Below are 9,579 nucleotides of genomic sequence, written 5' to 3'. Positions count from 1 at the left end.
CACATGAACTGATTCTGGATAGTATCCTGTATAGTCATAATAAGCTTCTATTTGTGCTTTTAAATCTCCCGATTCATTAAAGTTATCCCAACTAATCCGGTCTAAAAATATGTAACCATCTATACAGCTTGCTGAGAATTTGGCCCCAAATTCTACGGGTTTTCCAGCTTTTCCTCTGACTATCGGACGGATGTGGGGTTGAGTTAAGCTGACAATAGAGCCAAAAAAAGCTTCCCTGCTACCTGCCACTTGCTCCCAACTCTTGACCATCTCCAATCAGGATAAACGCCGCCCAAAAGAAAGGATGAAGGTCAATATGGGCGAGTTTTGCTTGACGGAGGGCTTCCGCTTTGGTCATGCCCTGTTGTAAATTAGTATAAAATTGATTTAAAATCGCCGCCGTGGGCAATTCTGGGCTGTTTTGTTGGGAATATTGCACAAAATCGGTGGCATTCCAAAGACTGGCGAGGGTGGTTTTCGCCCCCGCTCTTTCCCAAACATAGGCCAAACCCGCCAAACCGACTCCATCCACTTCCCGCGCCGTTTCACAAGCGCCAATAGTAATCAGTTCGGTGTTTTGCAGTCCCAGTTTCACGGCATCTTTGAGTTCATACTCTCTCTTGTTGGCAAACAGTAGGGTATTCGCTTTCATGCCTAGGCTAGGACACCCCTCTGGACGGAAACAACCATGAGTGCCTAAGTGCAGAATAGGAAACCGAGGCGATTGGCTTAAAAAGGCGTCGAGGGTGGCTTGTTGGTGTTTGTAGATTTGGCTGTTGGCATAGGTTTTTTGCAGAAAGTCGGCTTGGGCTTCTGTCCCGATTAATTCGACTTGGGTGGGACGGGGATTAGCAAAGACGAGGACACTAGGATTATTGACTTTCGGCGTGGGTTGGGGCTGCACTTTACTCAGACGGGTGAGGTAGTGAATGGGATATTTTTGCAGGAGATAATGTTGAGTTTGGTTGTCGTAGAGGGTTTCAAAGGGGATTCTTTGCAAAGCACCCGTGGCAATGATGGCCAAGGTTTGATTCGGGGCAATTTGGCCTTCAATGGGACGAATCAGCAGGTCATAGAGTTGGGAACTGAGGGCGCGATCGACGATTTCTAGGTCGCTTTCCAGTTGGCTGGCGTAGCGTTGCAAAAGCTGATTAAGATCTTTAGGGACGGGAACTTGCTGAACCTTAAGGGTGGTACGAGTAAGGATAAAGAGGGCAACGGTATGTTCAACGTTATCTATCCCTGTGAGTAGGACGGGTTGGAGGAGAGTGGTATTAGCAGGTAGATTGGCTTGCAGTTGGGCGAGGTCGGTGGGGGTAATTTCCAGTAAATCGGCTAATTCGGGGTATTTTTCCACAAGGATTTCCGCTTGTTCGCTGAGGGCGGCTCGTTGTTGCCGGACTTGTCGGGAGAGGGTGTCGCTGAAGTTGGTTTGTAATTCTTGGCGCAGGGCTTCCAGTTGCCGTGCCTGTGCTTTCCACTCCTGATAAGCTTGATTGGCGACAGGATTTTTGACTTGTCCTTCTGTTCCTGCAAGGCGATCGTAATCCACAAGGTCAAAAGTGGTGCTGAGATTTGCCCATTCAAAAGCTTTTTGAGGGGAATTCTGGCGAATGAGGAGACCTACTAGGGCGATGCTTGTCCCTTGCTCACTTTCTAGGAAAGTTGCCCGCAAGGAACGGCTAACTCCCCGCCGTAGCTCCAGAATCAGATTAGCGGATTGTTCCCAAGAGTTAATCGCCGATTCTGGTTTTCCTTGATCTCGATAGACAAGACCCATATTACTGAGAGTAGTGGCTTCCTGTGAGCGATCGCCCACTGCCCGCGATAAGGGTAAAGCCTGTTGGTAGTAGTCTAAAGCCTTCTGTTTCTCCCCTAAAGCATCATAGACACGACCAATATTATTGAGAGTAACGGCTTCCCCCGCGCGATCGCCTACTGCCCGTGATAAGGATAAAGCCTGTTGGTAGTAGTCTAAAGCCTTTTGTTTCTCCCCTAAAGCAGAATAGACAGCACCAATATTATTGAGAGTATTGGCTTCCCCCGCGCGATCCCCTACCGCCCGCCTTAAGGGTAATGCCTGTTGGTAATAGTCTAATGCCTTTTGTTTCTCCCCTAAATCTCCATAGACAACACCAATATTATTGAGAGTAGTGGCTTCCCCCTTGCGATCCCCTACTGCCCGCCATAAAGGTAAAGCCTGTTGCAGGTAGTCTAAAGCCTTCTGTTTCTCCCCTAAAGCAGAATAGACAGCCCCAATATTACTGAGAGTGACGGCTTCCCCCTTGCGATCCCCTACTGCCCGCCATAAAGGTAAAGCCTGTTGCAGGTAGTCTAAAGCCTTCTGTTTCTCCCCTAAAGCAGAATAGACAGCACCAATATTACTGAGAGTAGTGGCTTCCCCCGCGCGTGCGCTTTGCGTGCCTTCGGTAGCGTCCACCGCCCGCCATAAGGGTAAAGCCTGTTGGTAGTAGTCTAAAGCCTTTTGTTTTTCTCCTAAATCATCATAGATACGCCCTAAACTGGTGAGGACTAATGCTTGCTCTAATTTACTGTCGAGTTGCTGATAAAGCTTTAATGCCTGTTGCCACTTCCCTAATGCCCCCTGATAGCCTTCTAATGTTCCCGACTGGAACAATTCAAATCCTTCTTGACGTAATTGATCGGCTTCTTGACGTAAATCCGTCTGCACCAATAGGGGGGAAGCTATAACCGTCAAATGCGGCGCTGTTACGACTAGCCCTAGACTGAGTAATATCCCTAAACCTGTCTTCATTGCTTCCCCTCGCCAGACTCAAATGATTCTTTATATTATCTCAACAATGCCAGTATCAGGATTTTGAGGATTGGAAGATTTTCAGGATAGATATAATATTCTTTATGATCCTTTAATTATAGACTCTTCACAAGTCACCTAATCCTGTTAATCCCTTAATCCTAAAAATCCTGATCTCAGGATGGGGTTGAGGGTGGGTGTCCTATTCCCTGTATCTTTTAATTATCTACTCCTTGCCAATAACCTAATCCTGTTAATCCCTTAATTCTCAATCCCAGTATCAGGATTTTGAGGATTTGAGGATTTTCAGGATAGATATAATATTCTTTATGATCCTTTAATTATCCTACTCCTTGCCAATAACTTAATCCTGTTAATCCCTTAATTCTCAATCCCAGTATCAGGATTTTGAGGATTTGAGGATTTTCAGGATAGATATAATATTCTTTATGATCCTTTAATTATAGACTCTTCACAAGTCACCTAATCCTGTTAATCCTTTAATCCTAAAAATCCTGATACTGATTTTTATTGACATAATTTTGGTGATTAATTTGCCCGACAACGCAACACTCCTGCCGCTTTTAACTCGCCATTAGCAAATTCTAACTGTTTCAACACATAACCATAAGCCCCTTTCTGAGTTAACTCTCTTTGCATGGCTGGAGGCAAATCTGATAAATTAATCTCTACCTGCTTACGCTTTTGCTTTTCCACCAAACTCAAATGCTCAAAACGGCGCGGTAGAGCATAAACCGAACCACATCGCTTGTCCTCTCCCTGAATCACAATTGTCGGGTTTTCGGCAATACTGATGATGGTTTCTCCCTCTAAGGTTAATTGTGTCACTTGGGCAATGGGTAGATTAAACTCCTTACCCCCTTGCTTAAAAGAAATCTGACGCTGAGGGCGATCGAACCGAGTTAACGTCACCCCCTTATAATCTCTGCCATTTTGTAACGTAATATTTGCTAATCGTGGTAAAGCCGCTTCGAGGGTGGGTGCTTGAGCGATACTAGAAACAGTCAAAAATCCCAAAAAAACTAAAGCTATACCGGATAAAATTTCTAAACGTCTGACCATAACTCGCCCTACAATGATCATCTATAATAACTTTAATTTTAGCGTTCTTTTTTAGCGTTAGTAGCCCCCTGTGACGACTCCTTCTTCCCCGACGATTCTCCTCAATCTTGCCAGTGCCGCCGGTCTCATTGGTGCGGGATTGTACTATACAGGTTGGGTCTATCGTTGGGCATACTTTGCCTATTACCAACTCGGTATCACCAGCCTCGATTTTCCGGTTGAATCCTTCTTATTACTCCCTCTTCAAGTCTTCTTTGGTACGCCTCAAAGTATTGCTAACACCCTGATTATTGCCCTTCTGATTCCTATACTTTTTCAGCTTTCCACCCTTTGTCTTGCTTTCCTTCACTGGCAATATCAACAGTGGCTAACTAGACTAAAAAATTGGCAACTGAAAAGACAAAACCAACGCAATCGCCGAAAAATACCCTATGCTCCTCGTCCCCGCTTTCAGCGTCAGTTAACCCTTCCTCTCGTCTCAGAACTGATTCTCCTGAGTTGGATTCTCTTACTCATCTTCCATCTTGCCCAGGATCAAGGTTTAAAGGATGCCCGTCGAGATGCGGTGAATCCCACTTCTACTCTCCCCGTTGTCACCCTGATTAGTGCCAAGGAACTGCTCATTTTAGGTAAAGAAGCAGGGGATCTTGACCCCAATCAGCCCCTTTTTGAAGCCCTAACGCCCGAAGATCAGCAGAGTCTCATTGGCGATCCTAATTTAGCCCGCATTATTCAACAGCGCAACCTAACCGATACGGAGCAAGATCGCGTCTGGCGATTATTACTGGAAAGAGGGGGATGGCTGTACCTTTTTCGTGCTTTACCCCAAGATGCCCCCAAAACTGAACATCCCGTACTGCTAGGTGTCGCTAAATCTAACGTCGGTCGGCAGTTGCTTATTTTAAGCCCTGAGCCGGTTAAATCCACTGAATAGTATAGAATAGTCTCAAGTTATCTACTGGTGGCGATTTCCACTTCGGGTAAGATTTCTAAAGATAAACGGGTTCTGACAGTGCCAGAAAGACGTTTAAGCAGTTGTGGGCGTAAATCGCGCAGAATATAGATTAATTCGTCTCCGGTGCGCCATTCTTCCCTTTCTGTTACTACCTGTAGGGAATTATCGCGACGCAATAGTAGGGGCAGCAGTTCACCATTTTCGATTAATTTAGTTAATCTGGTCTGTTGTTCGCTCAAATCATTGCCTTTAAAGATAGTTTTACCTAATTTAATCTGATTATCGTCTAAATACTGATTCCATTCCTTGACCGAAAAACTAGGCAGAAAAACCTGATTAACCTTATTTTTATCTGGGTTAGGGGTTCCCGCAAAGGCAGCCAACAACCGGGGAGGATGAAATTCCTCGCTGGCTCTTTGGGCTAAAACCAGATTAACCTCGCTATTATTAGTCAAAACCAGAAAAGTCCCCATGGATTCGATGCCCGCTTCTTGTAGTATTTTTGTATCAAGTGCGCTACTCTGCAGCACCGTCAAACCCTCTTCTTTTGCTTGCTGACAGGCCCTGGCATCCGTATCGATTAAAACCACGTTTTCCCCTTGTTCTTGGAATAAACAGCCGATTAAGCGACCTAGGGGATTACAACCGACGATTACTGCCCCTGTTGCCGCAGAAGAAGTGATTTTTAGCCCTTTTGCCACCCACCGCGCCGTTAATCCCTGAATAAAAACGGTCATTAAAATTGTTAAAAAGACTAAAGCTTTGATCGCTTCACCGCCATTAATACCGGCACGGGTGAGTAAAATGGCAAATAAAGAAGCTACGGAGGCAGAAACGATTCCCCTAGGGGCAACCCAAGCGATAAATAACTTATGTCGCCAATTTAGGTCACTTTTTAGGGTACACAGAGCCACACTCAGGGGACGTACCACCAGCATCAAAACCAACACGGTTAGGACGCTGCCCCAACCCAAAGCGATGACACTGGCGATCGAAAGATCCGCCGCTAGTAAAATAAACAGTACCGACACGCAAAGAGTGGTTAATTGACCCTTAAAACGCCTTAATAACCGCTCATCGGGAACAGCCGCCGCTTTTAGGACAATTCCCGCCATTACCACCGCCATTAACCCCGATTCACTGCGACTAAATTGCGATAAACCAAATAACCCCCAGACTCCCGCTAAAACCACGAGATTTTTTAGCTCAAAAGTCAAAAAATTGCAAGTTTTTATAATAAAACTTAACAATCCGCCTCCAGCAATGCCGATCGCCGCCCCGATGCCTAAACGCAGGGTTAAACCGGTGATAATTTCCATGGGGCGGGAATGACTATCAATAATCGTATTTAGCACCACTACGGCTAAAATTGCGCCCACAGGGTCGATTAATACCCCTTCTCCTTCTAAAAGCGTCGCTACCCGTCGATCTACGGCTACTTGCTTCAGCAAAGGACCGATCACTGTCGGACCAGTTACCACCACTAAAGAAGCGTAAAGAAATGCGATCGGCCAGGGAAATTCCCCCAACCAGTGGGCTGCCATACCGCCACCGATGAGAGTGATGGAAGTACCGAGGGTGACAAGATTGCGTAAACTGCCAGAAACTCGCCCTAATTCCCGTCCGCTTAGGCTTAAACCGCCTTCAAATAGGATAATCGCCACAGAGAGAGCAACAAGGACTTCTAAACCAATTCCCAGACTTTGGGGGTGTAAAATTTCCCAACCATCAGACCCCAAAGCAATCCCAAAAATGAGCAGGAAGACAATACTGGGAACTTTCAGGTATTCGGCGATGACTTGGGCTGTAATCCCCGCCACCACAGTGATGACAATTTGCAGAGTAAGGGCGAAAGATGGATCCATGTTTAGCGATCGGTTATCGGCTATCGAGGCGGGGTTATGGTTGGGGTTTAATGATTCTAATTATAGTTTTGATTCCCGCTTCAGCCCGGTCGGGAGGAAATAAGCATAACAAGCTCTAGAAAACGGGTTTCTCAAAGAAACCCGTTTTCTAACTGATAACTCAAAAAGATTGGGATTGAATTGCTGTGATTACCACCGTATTGATAATATCGGGAACGGTACAACCGCGACTGAGATCATTGACGGGTTTTTTTAATCCCTGTAGGATTGGACCGATGGCTAAAGCTTTCGTTTCCCGCTGCACGGCTTTATAAGTATTATTCCCTGTATTCAGGTCAGGAAAAATAAACACCGTCGCTTGGCCCGCTACCTCTGACCCCGGCATTTTTTGGGCAGCTACTTCCCTATCCACGGCCGCATCGTACTGAATCGGGCCTTCTAACTTCAAATCGGGGCGTTTTTCCCTAGCGATTTTGGTCGCTTGTCGTACTTTTTCCACGTCTTCTCCCTGGCCCGATTGACCCGAAGAATAGGAAAGCAGGGCGATTCGCGGTTCAATTCCGAATTTTTGGGCGGTTTCGGCAGAAGATAGGGCGATTTCGGCTAATTCCTCGGCACTGGGGTCGGGATTGACCGCACAATCCCCATAAACCAAGACCCGATCCTCTAGACACATAAAAAAGACCGAGGAGACGATCGCACAATCGGGCTTAGTTTTGATAATCTGGAGTGCAGGCCGAATCGTGTGTTGAGTGGTATGCACTGCCCCCGATACCATACCATCGGCATCGCCTTGATACACCATTAAAGTGCCAAAATAGGAGACATCTTGTGCATAATCCTGGGCCATATCGAGATTCATTCCCTTGGCTTTTCTCGCTTCGTAGAGGGTCTGCACATAGCTTTCAAAATGGGGACTAGCCACGGGGTTAATAATTTGCAGGCGATCGAGATCGAGAGTGATACCATGTTTTTTAATCACCATTTCGATCTCGTCCGGTTGTCCCAAGAGGGTTAAATCAACGATATCCTGTTCGATTAAAACTGTGGCTGCCTGGAGGATGCGCGGTTCGGTCCCTTCGGCCAAAACGATGTGACGTTTTTGCGCTTTGGCCTGTTGTACGAGATTATAGGTGAACATCTTCGGGGTAATCCCCTGGGTCCGCAAAGTGCGAATTTGCGCTTCTAGGCGATCGAGATTGATGTTACTGTGAAAAAGCTGCAGACTGAGGTTAATTTTATCGTAGTCCGTCGAGGTTAGGGTGGTCCGCACATCGTGGATGCGTTCGGCCGTGGTGTAGGTATCGGTGGTGACGGAGAGAATCGGTAAGGGATCGGGCAAACCTTCAATTAAACGGGCGATCGAAGGATTGAGGTTATGACCTGCTGTTAAGACTATACCGGCTAATTGGGGATAATTGGCTGATTGGTGGGCCTGTAACATCCCGATAATCACATCGCCGCGATCCCAAGGAGTGATAATTAAACTATCTTCTTTTAACCGCTCTAGGGCATTTTGCATCTGCATGGCCACCACCAGAAAGTTACTAGCTAAACTGTCTAATCTCTGCTGTCCGTAGAGAACTTTTGCCTGTAATTGTTGGGCGATTTCTGCCACTCGCGAGCTGCTCAGTTTGGCATTGTGGGGAATCACTCCTAGAGCATATTCTTGGGGGGGAAAAATTTTAGTCAGGGTTTTCCGTAATTCCTCTATTTTTTCCTCTTCAGCTTGATTGATAATAATCCCAATCACCGTACAACCTTTATCTTGGTAGGTGTCGCAGGAAATCAGGATCGGACTAAGGGCATCTTCGATACTGCGATTGTGGGCATTACCTAATATTAAGATGGGATGACCGAGATTTTTGGCGATTTCTGTATTTAGTTCAAATTCAAAGGCGGAATTTTCTTGCAGATAATCGGAACCTTCACAGAGGATAAAATCATATTTTTTTTCTAAGTTTTTAAACTTTTTGATAATTCTTTCAATGATTTCATCAAATTTTTGTTGTACCAATAAATCCTTAACTTCTTCATAACATAAACCGAAGGCTTCTTCGTAGGTTTGTTCTAATTTAAAATAATTGAGGATTAAGTCAATGTCTTCATCCCGATGACCTTCGGAACAGTCGAGAACAATTGGCTGGAAAAAGGCAACTTTATTAGTTTTGCGGAGAATTAAGTCGATAATTCCTAAAGCTACTAACGCTTTACCGCTTCCCGTTGCCGTCGTGCTGATATATAAAGAGTTAGTCATGGGTATATGAAGAATAATAACGAGGGTGGAATTTAATTCACTCACCCCAACCTTGAGGTGGGCTTTTTCAGCTAAATCTAGATAATTTTGATGAATCTGTTGATGGCAATAATTAACTTTTAAGTAAGTAGTTCTAATCAAATAGAAGATTGATCCCCCCTTAATCCCCCCTTAATCCCCCCTTGATCCCCCCTTGATCCCCCCTTAATAAGGGGGGCTGCGATCAAGTTGTCTATAAGGGCGTGAACCGTTAGCAAATTTTCAGGTAAACTATCTTTAGTTGTTGGCTAATCCAGAGATTTTTTTCACAGAGCGATCACTGTTTGAATATCTACCAGAGAGTGATGGACTATACCTTGTAATCTAGCAGTTATTTTGTCCGATTGCTGTTCACTGGTAACATTTTTTCCATGAACTTGATTTAATTTCCTCAGACTAAAATAAAGACTCCAGCAAATCCTATCACTGGCTTTCCAGCTAAGGCTTGGTTTTTCATAAAGATTTAAGTAGGTAGGCGTTAAAAGTTGTCAGACACCCCCCTTATCAAGCTATCCATTAGTCACATCTTTCTTAACATAAAATTTGACAAAAAGAGAAAAGTGTGCAAGATGGCTCAAGGGGGTTCTATGGGGGGACTAATTTG

The 9,579-nt window shown here is 45.2% G+C and carries 5 protein-coding genes and 1 pseudogene; 1 reads left to right on the top strand and 5 read right to left on the bottom strand.

The window, feature by feature from the left end; all coding sequences use genetic code 11:
• The 3 genes and pseudogenes from IM507_RS13760 to IM507_RS13750 form a co-directional block, all read right to left on the bottom strand.
• Positions 1–216, bottom strand: a pseudogene (locus IM507_RS13760) (IS5/IS1182 family transposase); the annotation flags it as partial.
• Positions 217–238: 22 nt separating this feature from the next.
• Complete coding sequence (locus IM507_RS13755) at positions 239–2,776, bottom strand: CHAT domain-containing protein (RefSeq protein WP_287637216.1); 2,538 nt, start codon at positions 2,774–2,776, stop codon at positions 239–241.
• A 549-nt stretch (positions 2,777–3,325) separates the two neighbouring features.
• Positions 3,326–3,880 carry a hypothetical protein gene (locus tag IM507_RS13750; RefSeq protein WP_287637215.1) on the bottom strand — a complete coding sequence of 185 codons (555 nt, stop codon included), beginning with the start codon at positions 3,878–3,880 and terminating at the stop codon, positions 3,326–3,328.
• 49 nt (positions 3,881–3,929) lie between these two features.
• Between IM507_RS13750 and IM507_RS13745 the strand changes: the two genes are divergently transcribed.
• Positions 3,930–4,793, top strand: a complete 864-nt coding sequence (locus tag IM507_RS13745; protein ID WP_287637214.1) for a hypothetical protein — start codon at positions 3,930–3,932, stop codon at positions 4,791–4,793.
• 17 nt (positions 4,794–4,810) lie between these two features.
• On the opposite strand, the gene IM507_RS13740 is transcribed toward IM507_RS13745, so the two are convergent.
• Together IM507_RS13740 and pta are read right to left on the bottom strand one after the other, a co-directional pair.
• On the bottom strand, positions 4,811–6,679 hold the full coding sequence (locus tag IM507_RS13740) for a cation:proton antiporter (protein ID WP_002748548.1): 1,869 nt from the start codon (positions 6,677–6,679) through the stop codon (positions 4,811–4,813).
• A gap of 160 nt (positions 6,680–6,839) precedes the next feature.
• Positions 6,840–8,936: a phosphate acetyltransferase gene (gene pta, locus IM507_RS13735; RefSeq protein ID WP_069475491.1), complete on the bottom strand. Its 2,097-nt coding sequence runs from the start codon at positions 8,934–8,936 to the stop codon at positions 6,840–6,842.
• Positions 8,937–9,579 lie beyond the last annotated feature (643 nt).

Origin of the sequence: Microcystis sp. M20BS1, assembly GCF_020245305.1 — a bacterium.
Classification (GTDB): domain Bacteria; phylum Cyanobacteriota; class Cyanobacteriia; order Cyanobacteriales; family Microcystaceae; genus Microcystis; species Microcystis ichthyoblabe_A.
Note: the sequence above shows the minus strand (reverse complement) of the source record. Positions and strands in the feature narration are given on the sequence as shown.